This window comes from Flavihumibacter rivuli (assembly GCF_018595685.2).
In the GTDB taxonomy this organism is placed as follows: domain Bacteria; phylum Bacteroidota; class Bacteroidia; order Chitinophagales; family Chitinophagaceae; genus Flavihumibacter; species Flavihumibacter rivuli.
This window is the reverse complement of the sequence record NZ_CP092334.1, coordinates 1,916,043-1,934,947: the sequence shown is the minus strand read 5'-3', so window position 1 is coordinate 1,934,947 and position 18,905 is coordinate 1,916,043. Positions and strand designations below refer to the sequence as shown.

The window sequence follows — 18,905 nt, the reverse complement described above, 5'->3', positions numbered from 1 at the left end:
AAAGTTTAGCATGGGAAGGAAAATTATCCTGAGAATGAATTTATTAAAAATTTAAGGGAAAATCAATATTATCAGCCATCTGCAACGGGAAAAAGAACCTCTCCTGTAGTAATTGTTTATTGGTTATTACCTGATAAATCCCGGTAGTTCCCTGAACTTCTCCGCTTCTTCCATTGGTAGCCTGAAATCCTTGATCGCTACCAAATAGGACTTGAAGGCGGTGAACAATTCCCTGTTGAAATTGATCAGGGTCGATATTTCAATATCCCTTAAAGCACTGTATTTGTTATCCTTGTAGAGCTGGCCGGTTACCGTTGCATAATCAGCCGATATGCTGCCATAAAGTTCCAGCAAGTCAGCTGAAAGCTTATCCTCCGGCATTATTTCAGTAGCCTCCATGCTATTGAGGAATTGGTCGGTGGCCTTCTTTGTCTCCTCAAAAAAGCCGTATTTGATCTCATTCGAAGAGTTCATCAACTGAAGGATATCGGCCCTGGCATCATTGATGCTTTTGGCGGCATACATGCCATTGCGGACTGCAGAGATCAACTGGTTTAACATAAGGGTGGTTGATTCTTCATTGGTAGACCCCAATAGCCTGGCATAAAACTGAAGGATATCGCCATGTATTTGCTTCAGGTATTCGTAGTGTTTGGATAATGGTTTGCTGTCGAAGCCGATCGGTTTGGGATGGATCTTATTGTCATTGGCTTTCAGTTCAAAGCTTTCCCTGATAAAATGACTTACCAGGTGAAGGAACAGTTCAATTTCTTTTTTCAGGGCCGGAATGGCCAGGTCTGGTTCTGAAGGATCGGTCTTCTGGATATAGAAGGTTTCATGTTGGCTGCCACTGAAGCGTTGCTGGAGATAGTTTCCAAAAACATTTAAGAAGGGATAGAAGAGGATAATCCCGATGATATTGACCAGGGTCTGGAAAAGGGCAAGGGCCATCAGGTTATTTTGAAAGGCGAGTGTCCCCGTTATGAAGTTAAGTAGGGGATTAAGGAATAGAAGGACCAGGAGGCTTGTACTGACATTGAACAGGAAATTTCCCAGGGCTACCCGCTTCTTATCGGCTATCTCACCTTGTGCCGCCAGCAGCAATTTGGCGGTTGTGCCGATCTCAGAGCCCAGGACCACTGCAGCCCCGGCTTCCAGGGTGATCGCATTGGCATAGAGCGCAGACAATACCAAGGCTACCGTAGCGGAGCTTGCCTGTATCAACCCGGTGATCACTGCCCCGATCAAAAGGAATATGATCAATGGGTAGTGCATATAACCTTGTAAGTTGAAGTTCTGCACGCTGGCTTCCATCCCCGTTTTCATGAAATCAAGGCCAAGGAACAGGAACCCGAAGCCCAATGCGAACTGGAGCCATTGCCTTGACTGGCTTTCCTTTTGTGTAAAGGCCATTACAAGGCCGGCTATGCCAGTGATCGGAAGGGCAAATGATTCAATGTCAAGTTTGAATCCCAATGTTGCAATGATCCAGCTGGTCAGTGTTGTTCCTAGGTTGGAGCCCAGCATCAGTGCCAGGGCACTGTGCATTTGTATGACACCGGCACCCACAAAGGCCAGTACCATTATATTTACTATGGAACTGCTTTGCAGGACAGCCGTTACGATGGCCCCTGCAGCTATGGCTTTGGGCTTACTGGTAGTATGTTTCTTCAGGAACAACTTGAACCTTCTTCCTGCGATCTGCTTCAATGCGGTTTCAAGGAATTGCATGCCAATGATGAAAATGGCCGTACCTGCTATTAATTTCCAGAAATCGATGGCGTCATTCATTTCCTGTTCTTCTAACCTAAATGTACAAAGGCTTTTTAACAGCGCTGGGTTGTTGATTGGATTTAGCAGTAAAGCAGACCGTTATACTGGTGATTTGTCATGGGCATTCTGTAAATTCAAGTCATCCATTTATGTCTGTCGGTGCACCCATACCAAGGCCTGATCTCTACACCTTACACAATACCGTTGAATTGGTGCGGGGAGGAAGGCAGTATTTTGACCTTATGGTTGACCTGATCCGGAATGCACAGCGGTCGATCCATTTACAGGTGTATATATTCGATGAGGATGAGACCGGTACCATGGTTGCAGAGGCCTTGAAAAGTGCAGTGGGAAGGAATGTTCCTGTTTTCCTGCTGGTCGACGGCTATGCGTCACAGCGCCTGTCCAAATCCTTTATTGCCAACTTAAAGGACAGTGGTGTGCAATTCAGGTGGTTTGAGCCCCTGTTCCAAAGCCCTTACTTTTACTTTGGTCGGCGGTTGCACCATAAGGTATTGGTAGTAGATGAGACCCATTGCCTTGTCGGGGGTATCAATATCAGCAACAGGTATAATGATTTTCCTGGCCAACCTGCCTGGCTGGACTGGGCCATTCATGCCAGCGGTGAAATAGGCAAACCCTTATTTTATTTCTGCCAGGATATCTGGAATAAGTCAGGTTGGGGGAAGAAAAAATTCCTGCGCTTCAACTTGGAACCTTCCACAGAGGGAGCCCCTGTTGAGAAAGCTGTTCGGTTGAGAAGGCAGGACTGGGTGAGAAGGCGAACAGAAATTTCCCGAAGCTACATCGAAATGCTGGATCAGGCCAAGGACCATGTTATCATCATGTCCAGCTATTTGTTGCCAGGAAGGGTCATGAGGAAAAGGCTTGCAGCAGCGGCTGAGAGAGGTGTTCAAATCAAGATCATTGCAGCAGGGAAATCAGATGTCATGTTGGCCAAACATGCTGAGCGTTTCCTTTACCGCTGGTTATTAAAGAATCGCATCGAACTTTATGAATACCGGCCCAGTGTATTGCATGGTAAAATATCTACCTATGACGGGAAATGGGTAAGTGCAGGTTCTTATAATCTTAATTATATCAGTGCCTATGCCTCCATTGAGCTAAACCTGGATGTGCTGGATACAACCTTTGCCCGGCATGTGGAGGAACAATTGTTGGTGGTAATTGATAAGGATTGCCATCAGATCACAGCAGAAGAATTCGATAGATCCTATCATTGGCCCAGTCGCATCTGGCAAAGGGTGTCCTACGAGATTGTCCGGCTGGTATTTTACCTCTTTACTTTCTACTTCAGGCAGCGCTGATCTTTTTGCGACTGACCGTGCTCAGAGCAGTGCCTGATCATAATCATCCCCAATTGTAACAATGGGCACAAAATTCCCTTTCATAAGGTTTCAAATTTGGTCCGTAAACCACTAAAATCAGCTATATGAAAATAGAGCAAATTTATACGGGATGTTTGGCGGAAGCGGCCTATTACATTGAAAGCAATGGCGAGGTGGCTATCATTGACCCGCTAAGGGAAACCAAACCTTATATTGAAATGGCGCAAAGGAACAAGGCAAAGATCAAATACGTGCTGGAGACCCATTTCCATGCGGATTTTGTATCAGGGCATCTTGACCTGGCGAGAAAGACAGGTGCCACAATAGTGTATGGTCCTACCGCACAGCCCAACTTCGATGCCCATATTGCAAAGGATGGTGAAATTGTAAAGTTGGGGAATGTATTCATTAAGGTGTTGCATACCCCTGGGCATACCATGGAGTCCTTCACTTACCTGCTACTCGATGAGGGAAACAAGCCATATGCGATTTTTTCTGGCGATACCTTGTTCATTGGGGATGTGGGCAGGCCTGACCTTGCCGTAAAGACCGATCTCTCCAGGGAAGACCTTGCCGGCTTACTTTTTGATTCACTTCGCGATAAGATCATGACCCTTCCCGATGAAGTGATCGTATATCCCGGCCATGGTGCCGGCAGTGCTTGCGGTAAGAATATGAGCAATGAGACCACGGATACACTCGGCCACCAAAAGTTGGTGAATTATGCATTGCGGGCTGACATGACCAAGGCGGAATTTGTAAAGGCAGTTACAGAGGGATTGGTCGAACCACCCCAATATTTCCCCAAGAATGCAGTAATGAATAAGATGGGCTATGAAAGCATAGACCTTGCCATCAGGCAGGGAACTCATCCATTGGAGCCCCATTCTTTCCAGGCAGTGTGGGAGGCAGAAGAAGCCCTGGTTATTGATACAAGGTCGAAGGAGGTTTTTGCAGCCGGATTTATCCCTGGGTCCATCTTCATTGGACTGGATGATAATTTTGCCCCATGGGTTGGTGCACTGGTAGTTGACCTCAAGCAACCGATCCTGTTCCTGGCTGATAAGGGCAGGGAAGAAGAGGTGGTGATCCGCTTGTCAAGGGTTGGCTACGATAATGCCATTGGTTTCCTTGATGGCGGGGTTGAAGCATGGCGTGCTGCGGGATTGGATGTGAATACAATGATGGAGATTGACGCAGCCGGTTTTGCTGAACTGTACAGCAAGGATGCTTCCATCAACCTGTTGGATGTTAGGCGCCAGAGTGAATACGAAAGCCAGCATTTGGTTGGTGCTATCAATTTCCCACTTGATTTCATCAACAAGAATATGAGTATGATACAACGGGAAAAGAAATATTATTTGCATTGTGCGGGAGGGTATCGTTCCATGATTGCTGCATCCATACTTCGTTCCAGGGGATTCAACGACATTGTCAACATCAGGGGCGGCTTCAAGGCATTGAGTGCCACAAATCTCGAAAAGACAAGTTATGTTGCTCCGGTGACAATGCTTTAATTTTGCTCAAGTTAAAGGGCGTCCGGCATCCTTAGGCAGCCGGACGCTTATTCATTAAGGCTATGCATAATGTTTTGATCATTGGTGCCGGGTTAAGCGGATTATCTGCAGCCTATTTCCTTTCGAAAAAAAGGATTCCCTTCCAGGTCCTTGAGGCAAGCGGAAGACCGGGGGGAAGGATTGATACTGTACAAGCCCAGAATGGCACATCCATTGAAATGGGAGCTACCTGGTTTGCCACCAAACACAAGCACCTCAATGCCCTTATTGATGATATGGGACTCAGGAAGTTTTACCAGCATGATACAGGCATTGCACTTTTTGAATCAATGAGTTTTTCCCCTCCCCAACAGTTCGATATCCCCTCCGCAGAAGAGCCTTATTTCAGGATAGAGAATGGTACAAGCCAATTGATTGAATCATTATTGGAAAGAATCGGAAAGGATAAGCTGGTTTATCATACCCCGATCATACGAATTACGAATACCAAGATGGGTGTTGAATTGACCAGTGCTAATGGTGAAGTATTCAGCGGCACTGCCGTTTTTGTTACTATTCCCCCGCGTTTATTGATTAACAGCATTCATTTTGAACCATCCTTACCCTTGGACCTGCAAGGACTTATGAAGCAGACCCATACCTGGATGAGTGAATCCATCAAGTTCGGATTGGCCTTTCCAAAAGATCTATGGCGTAGAAAAGGTTATTCAGGGACCTTGTATAGCCAGTGCGGTCCTGTCGTTGAAATGTATGATCATTCCGATCCGGAAGGCAGTTGTTGCGCCCTGAAAGGATTCCTGAGTGGAAATGCACATCATCTTGGGCGAAAGGAAAGGGAACTGGTGGTAAAGGCTCAGTTAGATCGTTTGTTTGGGGAAGGCTTCTCCAGTAATACTGAGTATGTTGATAAGGATTGGAGTAAGGAAGCCTTTATTCACTATCCATATGATGGCTTCATCCTTCCCCACCAGAATAATGGACATTACCTCTACCAGAAACCCTATTGGAATGATAAGCTGGTCTTTTGTGGAACGGAAACAGCTTCTGCTTTCGGTGGCTATATGGATGGGGCAATCCAGGCTGCGACAAGGGCGGTGGATGATTTGTTTTAACGGCTACACGATTTCCGCTAATTAGTTGGCTGATTTATCCTTGGGTTGTTGCCCCAATTCGCATTGGTCATCAAGGCAGCGGCGGGGGTAGAAGAAACCGGTGATGAACATTATCCCACCAAAAATATAGAGCGGGAACGCGTCTTCAAATTGGGTGGCTATGCCTATGAACAACGCGCCCAGGCTAAACCTGATGATCCTGTGGATCCAAATGGGTGGTATTTTGAGGGTCTGTTTCATTTTCAAAAATGGTAGTTAACGATGATGTTCCATTGCGACATATTCACCTTATTGATCAGGTACTTGTCATTGCCCGGCAGGTCTCCAAGGTTACCCTTGTATACATACAGGACCTGCATATCCAGTCCTTGCAAGAATCCATGGAAAGGATAGCGGGCTGACAGGTTAAGTTGGTTGTAGGAAGGCATCCCATATTTGTTGAGCGCATAGTTAGTTACCTCCGGCAGGTAAAAATGACCATAACCCGCATTTAAGCTGATGCCCTGCCTGGGAAAAGTGTAATTGAATTTTGCCACAATAGCGTTGACGTCCCCAAATCCTTCATTTCTTTCCCTCGGCAGGAAGGTGAAAAAGGGTTCCTTGCCCCATTCCCTTGGCATGAGGTAGCGGCCATCCTTTGTGATCCTCGTATAATTGAGGCTGGCTTCAATTTTTTTTGTCTTATAACCCGCCATTACCCCAAAAGCGTTGCTTCTTCCTCCTTTTTCAAAATAGGTATGTTCAGGGATGGCGTTACCTCCATCTTTTACCGCAACCTGGTGAACATATTGCAGTCCGGCCATGAGTTTTCCATCATGGCCAACAGGAAGGTGGAGATTGACCTGGATCAAAGTAGTATTGAAAATGTTATCAACATATTGGTTCCATCCTTCCAGGTTGATACTCTTTCCCATGTTATATTTTATTCCGGCAATTATCACTCCTTTACTGGAAAGACTATCGTGGTATGCTGCTGGTTTTCCTTCTTTAGTTAATCCCTGGGGATATAGGCCAATGGATTCTCCCACTCCATACCATTGAACGGTACTCCTGGGTGAGAATCCCCAGATATAGCCCAGTGTCAATTGGGTTCGCTTTATTTCATTGATAGAGGCAATGGCCCCATTGATCTCGGTAGGACGCATCCTGCCATCCTGTTTATTGATAAACGGGAGGTCAGGTAATTGTTTGCCAACCACAATGGATGATTTTCTGTAACTATATTTCAGGTAAAGCTCTTCAAGCCTGTCGATATCATCCTTGTTATATGGGTTCTCAATATCAAATAAGCCGATTTCATAGCGATTGGATGCATTGGTTTTGGGGTCCCTTGCACCCAGGTCGGAGGATCCTATATTGTAGATGATAAATCCACCGATACCAACCTGGAAACCATGAAAGGGGGCTGTTTCAAATTTAATTCCACCTCCTATTGCATTTGAATAATAGTCTGATAGCCCTGGGGCATTGTCCGTAGACATATAAAAATACCTGAAATGTCCATGAAAACTACCTTTCCTGAATGCATGGGCAAGTGAATTGGTGTCAGTTCCATTGTGTGCTGACGAATCTTCCTTATGGTCCTGTGCGAACCCGTTTATGTTAAATAAAAGTATGCCAATTACTATTGTCAAAAGCTTTTTCATATCCCTGCTATTTTCCAGGCTCCTTGCCTCTATAAAAGAATGTATTGCCTGCCAGGATACCTATTATGGAGAAATAGATCATGCTGTTAAGGGGTTTTGAACTGATGGTGCAATTGGAAGTGCAACCAAAGTATTTCCAGTAAAAGTATCCGGCCGTCGCACCCAAGAGGGCAAAACCTCCCCTTACGATCCAAATCGATTGTTTTTTCATGTCTGCTCAATAAAATGTTGCTGATTACAGGAAGCCTTTCAGGCTAAAGATCATTTTTGGGGATCAATGGCCTCCGCTTCCACCAAAGAACAATTCCTTGGCGAGTATATAAAGGCCCATTACCAGCACAAACCAGCCAAATCCTTTTTTAAGGCCTTCAGCAGAAACCTTCTTGCTAAGCCTGTTACCAAGGAAGATACCTGCAATGGCAAGGGCCGTAACGATCATCAGGAGTTTCCAATCCATTACCTGGTGGCCAAGGTCCCCGGTGAAGCCAATCAGTGATTTGGCTGCGATGATCAACAAGGAGGTACCAACAGCCTGTTTCATGGGTAGTTTGCTCAATAGTACCAGGGCCGGGATAATCAGAAATCCGCCTCCCGCACCAACCAGACCTGTTAAGGTGCCAACGAGTGCGCCTTCCAGGATGATCAATGGGTAGTTGAATTGCTGGGGGCCATCATTCTCTGTTTTGCCATTCTTTTTCTCCCTGATCATGGAAACCGATGCAAATACCATCAGGATGGCAAAGAGGACCATCATCATGATCGGCTTGGTGATCGTGAAACTACCGATGGTGAATATTTCCTGGGGTATCAGCGGCACAAGGAATTTCCTGGTTGCAAAAACAGCAGCAATGGATGGGATGCCAAAGATCGCTGCAGTCTTAAGGTTTACTTCACCTTGTTTGTATTTGGGGAGTGCACCCACCAGGCTGGTTGCACCAACGATGAAAAGGGAATAGGCGGTGGCCGTTACCGGTTCCACGCCCAATAGGTACACAAGTACAGGTACGGTTAATATAGACCCTCCGCCTCCGATCAAGCCGAGCGATATGCCTATTACTAACGATGCCAGATAACCAAGTATTTCCATTGCTAATGATTTATGTGCAAAAGTGAAACTTTGCAGGCACCTGTTTTGTGATATCAATCACGCAAAAGGAAAGTGATGAATTGAAAAAAAAGAAGCCGGCATAGCCGGCTCCCGCTAGAGTATTTTATCCCGTTTCAAGCTGGCTAGTGCTGTACCTGCAAGAAAATCACTGGCGAAGTCCAATCCATTCGATAAGTTAATCTGCAGGATGCTGCTCCACTGTTTCTGGTAGCTTTCCTTGGTAAAGAAGCTGGCATTTACATAGCCTGCAACCTGGGACTTCGTATCATAATTGAAGTCGTAGGCAGGACTGGTGTAAATATCGAAGAAATTGGTTGAGCCGATTGGTGTGGTGGAAGACACCGTTGTTTGTCCGGATACCGAGGTATTGGCTCCCATGTAGCTTAATACTATTATGGCGTCAAATGTACTGGTATCTACCTTGGCAAGGAACCGCTCCCTGGTCGTAAGGTCATCCAATGTAATGAGGTTGTAGGTTGTGGCGCCTTTGTAACCACTCCTGTTGAGCAGGTCGCTTAAGGATGTTTCCACCTTCTTCCTCGCAATTTCATCCCTTAGCCTGGCCAGTACAAGGATCTTTGAATAATTCCGTTTAACATAGCCTTGCGCTACATAGGAGTTCGTAGCAGGCTTTGAACTACTGCAGGCAAACAAAAGAATGACAGGTAAAAAAAGGAGGAACCAACAATAACGCCTCATCTTATAAATTTTGTTAAAGATAAGGATGTTGTTCCCCTGTTGGCCAGTCGCAGCTTGTTTTACTGTTTATTGCAGGGTGTAACGTATGCCCAATCCTCCCCAGCCTCCATAGAAACCCCTTCCATCGCCAAACTCAATGGTAGGTTGCCAGTCTAGCGAGAAATTCAGGGGGGCATTCCTGATCTTGTAATCGATTCCAATCACCCCATCCAGTCCGATATAAGTGCCATTACCATAATCGCTTCCATAGAAGCCTATATGGGCACCCGGACCAACATACCATTGCAGTCCCGGCTCTGTGCCGAGTGGGAAATGAAACTCATAGAGACCACTGATCCTGATGCCCTCCTTCCAGAAGTAAGCGATTCCTTCCAGTGCAGCATTTTCCTTCAGGAAATGCTTGGCTGTTAAGCCCGCCCCATTCCAGATCTTGACCCCAATGGCGGTTTGGTAGTCACTGCCCATGTTCTGTGCAAATGAAAGGGAGGAAAATAAGCTGATGCAAAGAAGGGTCAGCATGAATTGTTTTCTCATATTGATTTTTTTAGGGAATGATCGTATGGATTGGTTATAGTTCGTAAAATTAGAAGGGTAAGTGTTAAGTATACCCAAAATTCGAACCATAGTCCCCAACTGGTGTTAAAAAAAAATGTTCCCCATTAATGTTGTATGGTTCAAGCGTGACCTTCGTCTTCGTGATCATGCTCCACTTGCAGCCGCAGCCAATGCCGGTTTGCCGGTGTTGATGGTCTACTGTTTTGAACCAACAATGATGCAGGCGGCTGATTCCGACCTTCGCCACTGGCGCTTTGCCTGGCAATCACTTGAGCACATGCGGGCTGAATTGGATTCCTTCGGTCATAGGTTGCTGTTATACCATGGGGAGGTTGGGCAGTTGTTTGAAGTGCTCCTTGGCAGCTGGCATATAGATACAGTTTTTTCCTATGAAGAAACAGGTAATGCCGTTTCCTTCAGGCGTGACCTGTCAATGAAGAAGTATTTCAAGGGTAAAGGAATAAAATGGATAGAGTTCCCCAGTAACGGAGTGATCAGGGGAACGGATAACAGGCAAGGCTGGCGGGAAGAGTGGGAGCGCCGTATGACCCAGTCCCTTTGTACTGTAGATTGGCAAGGTATGAAGGCGGCTCGCTTGGAAGCAGAAGGCTTTGATAGAACACTTGATTCGTTGCCTGATGGGATCAGGTGGAAGGATATGCATTTCCAACCTGGCGGGGAATCGGCTGCCTGGCAATACCTTGATGGATTTGTAAAGGGTAGGGGCAAGGGCTATGCGCGTAATCTATCCAAGCCGGAAAAAAGCAGGTATTCCTGCAGCAGGCTTTCCCCTTACCTGGCATGGGGAAACCTTAGTGTGCGGCAGGTTTACCAGGCTGTCCAGCATGCCCTCCTCCATAGTGCCTTCAGGTCAGATCTTGGTTTCTTTATTTCCAGGTTGTACTGGCATTGCCATTTTATCCAGAAGTTCGAATCGGAGTGCAGGATGGAGTCGGAGAACCTTAACCCTGGCTTTGATACCATCAGGAATGAAGCAGACCCTGCATTGGTACTGGCATGGCAGGAGGGAAGGACCGGCATCCCCATGGTGGATGCCTGCATGAGATGTGTTCGCCAAACCGGCTATCTTAATTTCCGGATGCGATCCATGCTGGTATCTTTTCTGACCCATCATTTATGGCAGCCCTGGCAGGCAGGTGTCCATCATCTCGCAAGGATGTTCCTTGATTATGAGCCAGGCATACACTATCCCCAATTCCAGATGCAGGCGGGAACCATGGGGGTGAATACCATCCGGATCTATAATCCCGTTAAACAAGGAATCGACCACGACCCTCAAGGTGACTTTATCCGTAAATGGCTCCCTGAATTGAAAGTCCTTCCGGCCCCTCTCATTCATGAGCCCTGGAAAATGACTCCCCTTGAAATAAGCTATTATGGTTTATGTCCGGGCAGGGATTATCCCTTACCGATCATAGATGTAGATGCGGCTGCTGCAAAGGCCAGGGATATTTTGTGGAGCGTCAAGCGTTCCAAAAAGGTAAGGGGATTTAACAAGCGCATCCTGGTCAAACACACCCTACGCAAGGATGAAAACGAGGTGTCGGTCTTCCCGGGTGATGGGTCTTCCTAAACCAATTTGTACTAGCTTTGTTATTCTTTAAAAGTTGTACATGGGCATCTTCAGGCAAATAGCAGAATACCTCTACATCAAAAAAAAGGATCCCAAAGCCCCCCACACGAAGTGGTTGGGTTATATGCATGGCATCAACCGGCTTTCTTTATTGATGTTCCTGGCTGCAATCATTTTCATGTTGATCCGGTTGGTGTTCTTTAAGAAGGCCTGATCAGCGCTTCAGTTCTTCCATGACCAGGTCAGCAGCTTTGGCAGAAGCATTTCCCCCTGCAGAAAGTTTCTCCCTAAGCACATTGAAATTGCGGATCATTTCAGACCTGTATTGATCATTCTCAAGGATCTCTTTTAATTCAGTTACCAGGTTGGCTGTTGTCATATCATCCTGGATCATTTCCTTGACGATCATTTTGTCCATGATCAGGTTGACCAGGGAGATGTATTTTACCTTGATCAGCTTTCTCGCAATGAGGTAGGATATCTTGTTTCCTTTATAACAAACCACTTCCGGCACCCCAAATAAGGCTGTTTCCAGTGTTGCTGTTCCGGAGGTGACCAGTGCAGCATCTGCTTTCATCAACAGGTTATAGGTGTCGTTACGAACGGAACTTACATTGGGGTAGGCAGCCAGCATGGGGGCATAAAAATCATCTTCCTGTCCGGGTGCTTTGGCCACCACAAATTGGTGATCAGGGAATGCCGCTGCTACTCCGAGCATCACCGGAAGTTTTTTCAGGATCTCCTGTTTCCTGCTACCCGGCAATAAAGCTATTGTCTTGCTGTCTTTACGAATTTCCGGGTGTTGCACAATATGGTCATTGATCACCTTAGCCAACGGATGACCAACATAATCAACGGGATAATCCCATTTCTGGTAAAAGTCTTTTTCAAATGGCAGGATGACCAGCATCCTGTCAACGGAAGCTTTTATGGTATGAACCCTGTTTTCCTTCCATGCCCAGATTTGGGGTGAGATATAATAGATGTTCCTGAATCCTTTACTCCTGGCCCATTTAGCTATCCTGAGGTTGAAACCGGGATAGTCGATATAGATGATCACATCAGGCTGGAAGGAAAGGATATCTGCTTTGCAAAAATCAATGTTGCGAAGGATGGTACGCAGGTTGGCCACCACTTCCACAAAGCCCATAAAGGCAAGGTCACGGTAATGTTTGACCAGTTTCCCCCCGGCCGCTTCCATCAGGTCACCACCCCAACAACGGATATCAGCAGCCGGATCCCTCTGCCTGAGTTCCTTGATCAGGTTGCTGCCATGCAGGTCCCCGCTTGCTTCTCCGGCTATGATATAATACTTCATGGTCACAAATGTAAGGAAGAGGCCTAAAGGAATAAAGCTTCCCTGGTCGGGTAAGGGAAGCTTTAAAGGGGGATTTAACTATTATTAGCCTTTAATGAAAGGCTCTTTCGGGATACGATCAGCCAATCAATTTGATGAGCAGAACCGTAATGCCGTAGATCAGTGTCGCTATGAATACGCCCTTGGCGGTCTTGTCCTTCCTGGAATTGATATAGATTGTAAACAATACCGCATTCGCCACCAGCGAGATACTGCTGACAGCGGTGAGCAATGATTTATAGGTTTTAAGGTAGCCGAGGAACTCTGCCAGTCCAACATTCCTTGAATAAAATTCCAGCAGGTAATACAGGAGCATACCAATAACAGGGGCAAGGATACCTAGCGCAATGCCCAATCGGAGATTATCTTTTTTTAACATCAGCGTTTCCAGCTTTTTTCCAGTTTGGCTTTTAGAACGTAATTGGTGAGGTCAAATTGTACAGGCACCACACTTACATAGTTGTTTTGAAGGGCCCATACATCGGTGTCCCTGCCTTTGTCGAAGTTCAGGAATTCACCGGTAAGCCAATAATAACGCTTACCATAAGGATCATGGCGCTCCAGGAAGTCTTCCTGGTATTTGGCATAGGCCTGGCGGCATACTTTAATACCCCTGATATGTTCCTCGGGAACTGCCGGGATATTCACATTCAGGACCAGGTGCTTGTCGATCTTCTTGCTCAACACCATTTGGGTAACCTGCCGGGCATAGGTGCGTGCAGCGCTGAAATCGGCTTCAATGCTATAATCCAGCAGGGAGAAGCCAATGGCAGGAATGCTTTCTATGGCAGCTTCCACCGCGGCCGACATAGTGCCTGAATAGATCACATTGATGGAATGGTTGGCGCCATGGTTAATACCGGAGAGGCAGATGTCGGGCTTCCTGTGCAATACCTTGTCTACAGCAAGTTTGACACAGTCTACCGGGGTGCCCGTACATTGATAGGCTTCAATCCCCTCAAAATGATGTACCGGGTGCAGCCGGAGCGGTGAGCCGATCGTAATGGCATGACCCATGCCTGACTGGGGTTTGTCCGGGGCTACTACTACTACCTTTCCCAGGTCCTTGACTGCTTCTACCAGGTTTCGGATACCCGGGGCAGTTACCCCGTCATCATTGGTGACCAGGATAACCGGTTCTTCTTTCTTTTTCCTCGTTTTTGCCATAATGCGAAAGTAAGGCGTGGAAAAAAAATTTGCTATGATAAAATTTTTAGTATTTTAGCGCTAAATCAGTTAGCATGTCCTACGCCGGAAAAAACCTCAAATACCTGCGTAAACTGCGCGGGTGGACCCAGGAAGAGTTTGCTGCCAGGTTAGATATCAAGCGCTCCTTATTGGGTGCTTATGAGGAAGAACGCGCCGAACCCAGGCTTGAAGTCCTGGAGATCGTCAGTGATATCTTCAAGGTAAGCCTCGATGACCTGTTCAGGAAGGATCTTGGGGATACCAAGGGTAGTTATATCGCAAAGCGGAGGGCCCAGAAAATGGCCGCGATGGCCACAGAGATCCAGTTTGTACCGGTCAAGGCTGCTGCTGGTTACCTGGCGGGTTATGCGGACCCCGAGTTTATTGATGAGTTGAACACCTTTACGCTCCCTATGCTTGCCCCGGGCCATTACAGGGCATTTGAGATCATGGGGGATTCCATGCTGCCGACCCCTAGTGGTTCGATCATTGTTGGGGAGAAGGTAGAGAACCTGGATGATGTGAAGACCAGTAATACCTATATCGTTATTTCCAGGCAGGAAGGCATTGTGTACAAAAGGGTGATGAAGAATCCAAGGCAGAAGAACAAGGTGACACTGGTAAGCGATAACCCGACCTACCAGCCTTATACAGTGGACTCCAACGATATTGTTGAACTCTGGCAGGCCCAAATGGTCATTACCCGCGCCAACATGCAACAACGCTGGGATGTCAACCAATTGGCATCTATTGTCAGCAACCTGCAGGAACAGGTTAGCAGCCTCAAGAAGAAATTGAATTAAAATAGGTTGTTTTTAGTACTTTGGGTTAGTAAGGCCCCGCTTTCCAGCGGGGCTTTTTTTATGAATGGTAGATGGCCCCCATGCATACTTATCTAGTTTTGCCTTTTCCTTCCATATGAGAGAATATTGGTTTTTATTGGCGCTTTTGCTTGGTACTGCAGGCTCATTATTAGCCCAGCAGCGCAAAATTGCGGCCTTCCAGGTGGCAACCGCACCCAGGCTGGATGGAATACTGAATGACGGGGAGTGGAAGGACGTACCCGAAGCTATCGACTTTATCACCAACCAGCCCACTTTCGGCAAACCGGCAAGTTTAAGGACTTCGGTAAAGGTGATCTATGATAATAATGCCATATATGTTGGAGCGCAATTATTCGATGATCCTTCCAAAGTGAGGCGCCAGCTCACTGCCAGGGACCAGCATGGTCGTGCTGATGTTGATTATTTCTCCGTATTCCTTGATACTTACAAAGACAAACAGAATGGCTTCCAGTTCCTGGTGACCTCCAGGAATGTGCAGAGTGATGCCCGCCTGTCGCCAAGTTACCCTGCAGAATGGGGTAGTTATGGCGATGGAAGTTGGGATGCGGTTTGGGATAGCAGGGTGGCCATGAATAAGGATGGTTGGAGTGTAGAGATCAGGATCCCATATAGTGCCATCCGGTTTTCAAAGGATGATGTGCAGGAGTGGGGGATCCAGTTCCTGAGGTTTGCAAGGGCACTCAATGAGAGTAGCTTCTGGAGTCCGGTTGACCCCGCCGTGAATGGGTTTGTCAACCAGTTTGGCGAATTGTCGGGCCTTAGGAACCTCAGGCCTCCGTTGAGATTGAGCCTTTCCCCCTATATCAGTGGCGGCTACAGGATGAATCCTCCTGATGCCAATGGCAATGTTCAGGAACAGTGGCTGAAGAGTGGTGGGATGGATGTGAAATGGGGAGTGAATGAAAGCTTTACCCTCGATGCTACCCTGATCCCCGATTTTGGACAAGTGGTTTCCGATCCCAAGGTCAATAACCTTACCCCTTTTGATATCCAGTTCCAGGAAAACCGCCCCTTCTTTACAGAGGGCACGGAACTCTTTAACAAGGCAGATATTTTCTATTCACGCCGCGTGGGTAGGACACCCGTAGGTTATAATGCGGTTGAATCCTTTGTTGCAGATAACCCCGGATACAGCATCAGGGAGAACCCAACAGTTACCCCTTTGTATAATGCGATCAAGTTTTCGGGAAGGAACAAGAAGAACCTGGGGATCGGTGTTTTTAATGCAGTAGCGAGGCCTGTGGACGCGGTGATCCGGGATGAGGCCAAAGGCAGGGATTCGGTAATCAGGACTGAAGAGATGGCCAATTATAACGTAGTGGTCCTGGATAAGGCATTGAAGAACCGGTCTTTCATTACGTTCACCAATACCAATGTTTTGAGGGAAGGGAAAGCGAATGACGCTAATGTAACCGCACTGGATATTGCCTTGTACGATGCTGGCAACAGGTACCTTTTCAATATTGCACCAAGGTATAGTAAGATCTTTGGCAATGGCGGGTATGATGGATGGGCCAACTACACTGAGTTCGCAAAGGTTAGTGGTAAATGGCAGTGGTCGATCAGCAATAATATTGAATCAGATACCTACAACCCCAATGACCTGGGTTTTCTCCGGGCGCCGAATGAAATGAAAACTGATGGTCGCCTGAGTTACCAGGTCTTTACCCCAACAACAAAATTCCTTAACCAGCGATATTCGGTAAGGTTGAGCCAGGTATTTCTTTACAAGCCTTTTTCCTACCAGCAGTTTGATGTACGGGCCAGTGCATTCTGGTTATTCAAGAATTTCTGGGACCTCAGTGTGGAGCTTAGTGGTTCGCCATTCTGGTATAATGACTATTTCGAACTGAGGTATAATTTCAAGAACCTGAAAAGGCCATCCTGGGCTTATATTGGTATCAATGGTAGCACGGATAGCAGGAAGCGCTTGTTTGCCTACCTCAACGGTGGTTTCGCAGAAAGCAAGGATATCTACAATGACCTTTTCTTCAGGTATAATGTTGGGGTAAGGTATAGGTTCAGCGACAAGCTTTCTTTGGAGTTGAGTAATAGCTTGTCGAATGATAATGGACAGTTCGGATATGCCTTTGTGAATGAGCCGAATGGAGAGCCGATTGTGGCAAGGCGAAAGAACCTGGATGTGACAACCGTTTTAAGCGGCATCTATAGTTTCACGCCCCGCATGAACATGACCGTTAGGGGGAGGCATTACTGGAATAAGGTCACTAACGTGGCTTTTTATAACATAGATGAGAAAGGATACTGGTATGACCGACCATTTATTGAAGGGAATGACCTGAATGTGAACATATTTAACCTGGATGTTTTTTATGTGTGGGATTTCCGGCTGGGAAGCAGGATCATAGCAGGATGGAAGAATTGGATCGATCCTAACTTTACCAATGATATTGTTTCCCGCCCCAAATACAAGGATAATTTATCCCATACCATGAATATTCGTCATGGGAATGAGTTTACCATTCGCTTTATCTATTTCCTGGATTACCAGGACCTAAGGAAAAGAAGGAAGGCCTGATCATGCAATGGCTTCGAGTGCCTCCCGGTAGGTATTGCAATGCGCCTCAACAATATCACTTACTTTGGGGGAGTACCCGCCACCCATTGCCACTACACAGGGTAATTGGTTTTTTTTCAGTGTCCTGAAAACGAAATGGTCCCGTATCCGGCAGCCTTCCCGGGTTACTTTAAGCTTACCGAACTTATCGGTTTCCAGGATGTCCACCCCTGACAGGAAAAAACAGAAATCGGGTTTTACCGCTTGCAGGAGTTTTGGCAGGGTGTCCATTAGCAAGTTTAAAAAGGATTCATCTGTGCAGCCATCCTCAAGGGGAATATCCAGGTCAGATACTTCTTTATGGAAAGGGTAATTGTGCCTGCCATGCATGCTGAAGGTGAATACCCTTTCTTCTTTTTCAAACAATTTGGCAGTGCCATTGCCCTGGTGGACATCAAGGTCAATGATGAGGATCTTTTTGGATAGCTTCCTATCCAGTAAATAATTGGCTGCAACCGCAAAATCATTGAGCAGGCAGAATCCTTCACCGCGGTCGAAGAAGGCATGATGGGTTCCCCCGGCCACATTCATGGCGATCCCGTTTTCCATAGCGAAATGGCAGCAATCGATCGTTCCCTGGGTGATCATCAATTCGCGCAGGGTAAGCTGTGGTGACTGGGGAAATCCGATATGCCTTTGTTCCCGCTCCGTCAGGGTTTGGTTATGGAGTTTGGACAGGTATGCTTGATCATGGGTCAACAGGACAATACTATCCGGGCAAACCTTGGGGGAGAAAAGGTTTCCGGCTTCAATACTTCCTTCGTACAATAACTGTTCCGGTATCAGTTCATATTTTTCCATAGGGAACCGATGTCCCGGTGGCAGTGGATGTGCATAGATAGGATCGTAAGCGATATGCAGTTTCTTGCTGCTCATTGTAACTGTACTAATTCATTATTCACTATGGCAAAAACATTGGAGTCCCCAGATGGTTCGATCAGGTATAAGCCTGTGAAACCACCGAAGGCGGGAAGGATGGCCTGGTGCCTGTCGAAATAGAAACAGGGCAGGCGCATGGATTGCTTGCCCATTCCTTTCACTCTTACCCCAGGGTGGAGATGGCCGCAGATCAGGTACCCTTCATCATCATGGGTGCCATCGGTAAGCGGTTCATGTCTGAACCGGAAGGGGCCGATCCTGAATTCCTGCTTATGTACTTGTATCTGGTTGTCGGTATACCATTTTTCACTAAGGATATCATGGTTGCCCTCCACCAGGTGAATGGAAATGCCAGGGTGGTCTGTCCGCCAGCGGCTAAAAAGATCGAGTTCCCTGTTATCATGGCTATGGAAGAAATCCCCGATGACAAATAGCCTCGTGGGACGGAAATGTTGAACCAGTGCAAAAAGCCGTTGAAGGTCATGTTTGAATACGGTCTGGGGTACAGGGATGCCCGCTTTCCTGAAATGACCTGACTTCCCCAGGTGAAGGTCGGATAGTATGATCGCCTGTTCTTCTTCCCAGTAGATTACCCTATCGGGAGATAACCACAAGTGCTGGTCCTTCAAAGTAAAAAGGGTAGGTGCTCGCATCCATGCAAAACTATGGGCTTTTAAAAAATGGCTGGGATAATAATAAATTGAT

At 46.7% G+C, this 18,905-nt stretch carries 18 protein-coding genes; 7 read left to right on the top strand and 11 right to left on the bottom strand.

Translation table 11 applies throughout. The features are described from left to right. Nucleotides 1-126 precede the first annotated feature (126 nt). Nucleotides 127-1,791: a Na/Pi cotransporter family protein gene (locus KJS94_RS08460; RefSeq protein WP_214447655.1), complete on the bottom strand. Its 1,665-nt coding sequence runs from the start codon at nt 1,789-1,791 to the stop codon at nt 127-129. A gap of 131 nt (nt 1,792-1,922) precedes the next feature. Between KJS94_RS08460 and KJS94_RS08455 the strand changes: the two genes are divergently transcribed. The 3 genes from KJS94_RS08455 (at nt 1,923) to KJS94_RS08445 (ending at nt 5,751) form a co-directional block, all read left to right on the top strand. Then, nucleotides 1,923-3,101, top strand: a complete 1,179-nt coding sequence (locus tag KJS94_RS08455; RefSeq protein WP_214447656.1) for a phospholipase D-like domain-containing protein — start codon at nt 1,923-1,925, stop codon at nt 3,099-3,101. Nucleotides 3,102-3,226: 125 nt separating this feature from the next. Then, complete coding sequence (locus KJS94_RS08450) at nt 3,227-4,639, top strand: MBL fold metallo-hydrolase (RefSeq protein ID WP_214447657.1); 1,413 nt, start codon at nt 3,227-3,229, stop codon at nt 4,637-4,639. A 62-nt stretch (nt 4,640-4,701) separates the two neighbouring features. After that, on the top strand, nt 4,702-5,751 hold the full coding sequence (locus KJS94_RS08445; RefSeq protein ID WP_214447658.1) for a flavin monoamine oxidase family protein: 1,050 nt from the start codon (nt 4,702-4,704) through the stop codon (nt 5,749-5,751). A gap of 21 nt (nt 5,752-5,772) precedes the next feature. Here the strand turns inward: KJS94_RS08445 and KJS94_RS08440 are convergent, their stop codons facing one another. The 5 genes from KJS94_RS08440 to KJS94_RS08420 all read right to left on the bottom strand — a co-directional run bounded on the left by KJS94_RS08440 (nt 5,773) and on the right by KJS94_RS08420 (nt 9,738). Further along, nucleotides 5,773-5,991, bottom strand: coding sequence for a hypothetical protein (locus tag KJS94_RS08440; RefSeq protein WP_214447659.1), 219 nt, complete (start codon nt 5,989-5,991; stop codon nt 5,773-5,775). Nucleotides 5,992-5,993: 2 nt separating this feature from the next. Then, nucleotides 5,994-7,397: an OprD family outer membrane porin gene (locus KJS94_RS08435; RefSeq protein WP_214447660.1), complete on the bottom strand. Its 1,404-nt coding sequence runs from the start codon at nt 7,395-7,397 to the stop codon at nt 5,994-5,996. A 274-nt stretch (nt 7,398-7,671) separates the two neighbouring features. Further along, the gene (locus tag KJS94_RS08430; RefSeq protein WP_214447661.1) at nt 7,672-8,484 is read right to left on the bottom strand and encodes a sulfite exporter TauE/SafE family protein; all 813 of its coding nucleotides are present in this window, start codon (nt 8,482-8,484) and stop codon (nt 7,672-7,674) included. 114 nt (nt 8,485-8,598) lie between these two features. Then, complete coding sequence (locus KJS94_RS08425) at nt 8,599-9,204, bottom strand: hypothetical protein (protein WP_214447662.1); 606 nt, start codon at nt 9,202-9,204, stop codon at nt 8,599-8,601. 66 nt (nt 9,205-9,270) lie between these two features. Then, on the bottom strand, nt 9,271-9,738 hold the full coding sequence (locus KJS94_RS08420; protein ID WP_214447663.1) for a hypothetical protein: 468 nt from the start codon (nt 9,736-9,738) through the stop codon (nt 9,271-9,273). 115 nt (nt 9,739-9,853) lie between these two features. Here KJS94_RS08420 and KJS94_RS08415 point away from each other — a divergent pair, with 115 nt between their 5' ends. Next, nucleotides 9,854-11,353, top strand: coding sequence for a cryptochrome/deoxyribodipyrimidine photo-lyase family protein (locus tag KJS94_RS08415; protein WP_214447664.1), 1,500 nt, complete (start codon nt 9,854-9,856; stop codon nt 11,351-11,353). A gap of 40 nt (nt 11,354-11,393) precedes the next feature. Then, the gene (locus KJS94_RS08410; RefSeq protein WP_214447665.1) at nt 11,394-11,567 is read left to right on the top strand and encodes a DUF6728 family protein; all 174 of its coding nucleotides are present in this window, start codon (nt 11,394-11,396) and stop codon (nt 11,565-11,567) included. Here KJS94_RS08410 and lpxB read toward each other — a convergent pair whose 3' ends face one another. The 3 genes from lpxB to surE form a co-directional block, all read right to left on the bottom strand. Then, nucleotides 11,568-12,671 (bottom strand): lipid-A-disaccharide synthase, encoded by a 1,104-nt coding sequence (lpxB, locus tag KJS94_RS08405; protein WP_214447666.1) that lies wholly within the window; start codon nt 12,669-12,671, stop codon nt 11,568-11,570. It lies immediately after the preceding gene. A 118-nt stretch (nt 12,672-12,789) separates the two neighbouring features. After that, complete coding sequence (locus tag KJS94_RS08400) at nt 12,790-13,089, bottom strand: hypothetical protein (RefSeq protein WP_214447667.1); 300 nt, start codon at nt 13,087-13,089, stop codon at nt 12,790-12,792. Continuing rightward, nucleotides 13,089-13,877, bottom strand: a complete 789-nt coding sequence (gene surE / locus KJS94_RS08395; protein ID WP_214447668.1) for a 5'/3'-nucleotidase SurE — start codon at nt 13,875-13,877, stop codon at nt 13,089-13,091. Before surE ends, KJS94_RS08400 begins: the two co-directional genes overlap by 1 nt. 74 nt (nt 13,878-13,951) lie before the next feature. Here surE and KJS94_RS08390 point away from each other — a divergent pair, with 74 nt between their 5' ends. Both KJS94_RS08390 and KJS94_RS08385 read left to right on the top strand, forming a co-directional pair. Beyond that, nucleotides 13,952-14,701 carry an XRE family transcriptional regulator gene (locus KJS94_RS08390; protein WP_214447669.1) on the top strand — a complete coding sequence of 250 codons (750 nt, stop codon included), beginning with the start codon at nt 13,952-13,954 and terminating at the stop codon, nt 14,699-14,701. Nucleotides 14,702-14,816: 115 nt separating this feature from the next. Beyond that, nucleotides 14,817-17,282, top strand: coding sequence for a DUF5916 domain-containing protein (locus KJS94_RS08385; protein WP_214447670.1), 2,466 nt, complete (start codon nt 14,817-14,819; stop codon nt 17,280-17,282). On the opposite strand, the gene KJS94_RS08380 is transcribed toward KJS94_RS08385, so the two are convergent. Next, nucleotides 17,283-18,197: a histone deacetylase family protein gene (locus KJS94_RS08380; RefSeq protein ID WP_239804341.1), complete on the bottom strand. Its 915-nt coding sequence runs from the start codon at nt 18,195-18,197 to the stop codon at nt 17,283-17,285. After that, the gene (pdeM, locus tag KJS94_RS08375) at nt 18,194-18,853 is read right to left on the bottom strand and encodes a ligase-associated DNA damage response endonuclease PdeM (protein ID WP_214447671.1); all 660 of its coding nucleotides are present in this window, start codon (nt 18,851-18,853) and stop codon (nt 18,194-18,196) included. The genes KJS94_RS08380 and pdeM overlap by 4 nt, the downstream gene beginning before the upstream one ends. Nucleotides 18,854-18,905: the final 52 nt, after the last annotated feature.

Excerpts from the sequence above, each read along its gene's own strand:
- KJS94_RS08435 (WP_214447660.1), bottom strand. The coding sequence starts at position 7,397 with ATGAAAAAGCTTTTGACAATAGTAATTGGCATACTTTTATTTAACATA.
- KJS94_RS08425 (WP_214447662.1), bottom strand. The coding sequence starts at position 9,204 with ATGAGGCGTTATTGTTGGTTCCTCCTTTTTTTACCTGTCATTCTTTTG.
- KJS94_RS08380 (WP_239804341.1), bottom strand. The coding sequence starts at position 18,197 with ATGAGCAGCAAGAAACTGCATATCGCTTACGATCCTATCTATGCACAT.
- KJS94_RS08420 (WP_214447663.1), bottom strand. The coding sequence starts at position 9,738 with ATGAGAAAACAATTCATGCTGACCCTTCTTTGCATCAGCTTATTTTCC.
- KJS94_RS08440 (WP_214447659.1), bottom strand. The coding sequence starts at position 5,991 with ATGAAACAGACCCTCAAAATACCACCCATTTGGATCCACAGGATCATC.
- KJS94_RS08400 (WP_214447667.1), bottom strand. The coding sequence starts at position 13,089 with ATGTTAAAAAAAGATAATCTCCGATTGGGCATTGCGCTAGGTATCCTT.
- KJS94_RS08415 (WP_214447664.1), top strand. The coding sequence starts at position 9,854 with ATGTTCCCCATTAATGTTGTATGGTTCAAGCGTGACCTTCGTCTTCGT.
- lpxB (WP_214447666.1), bottom strand. The coding sequence starts at position 12,671 with ATGAAGTATTATATCATAGCCGGAGAAGCAAGCGGGGACCTGCATGGC.
- pdeM (WP_214447671.1), bottom strand. The coding sequence starts at position 18,853 with ATGCGAGCACCTACCCTTTTTACTTTGAAGGACCAGCACTTGTGGTTA.
- KJS94_RS08460 (WP_214447655.1), bottom strand. The coding sequence starts at position 1,791 with ATGAATGACGCCATCGATTTCTGGAAATTAATAGCAGGTACGGCCATT.
- KJS94_RS08430 (WP_214447661.1), bottom strand. The coding sequence starts at position 8,484 with ATGGAAATACTTGGTTATCTGGCATCGTTAGTAATAGGCATATCGCTC.
- surE (WP_214447668.1), bottom strand. The coding sequence starts at position 13,877 with ATGGCAAAAACGAGGAAAAAGAAAGAAGAACCGGTTATCCTGGTCACC.
- KJS94_RS08445 (WP_214447658.1), top strand. The coding sequence starts at position 4,702 with ATGCATAATGTTTTGATCATTGGTGCCGGGTTAAGCGGATTATCTGCA.
- KJS94_RS08450 (WP_214447657.1), top strand. The coding sequence starts at position 3,227 with ATGAAAATAGAGCAAATTTATACGGGATGTTTGGCGGAAGCGGCCTAT.
- KJS94_RS08385 (WP_214447670.1), top strand. The coding sequence starts at position 14,817 with ATGAGAGAATATTGGTTTTTATTGGCGCTTTTGCTTGGTACTGCAGGC.
- KJS94_RS08410 (WP_214447665.1), top strand. The coding sequence starts at position 11,394 with ATGGGCATCTTCAGGCAAATAGCAGAATACCTCTACATCAAAAAAAAG.
- KJS94_RS08390 (WP_214447669.1), top strand. The coding sequence starts at position 13,952 with ATGTCCTACGCCGGAAAAAACCTCAAATACCTGCGTAAACTGCGCGGG.
- KJS94_RS08455 (WP_214447656.1), top strand. The coding sequence starts at position 1,923 with ATGTCTGTCGGTGCACCCATACCAAGGCCTGATCTCTACACCTTACAC.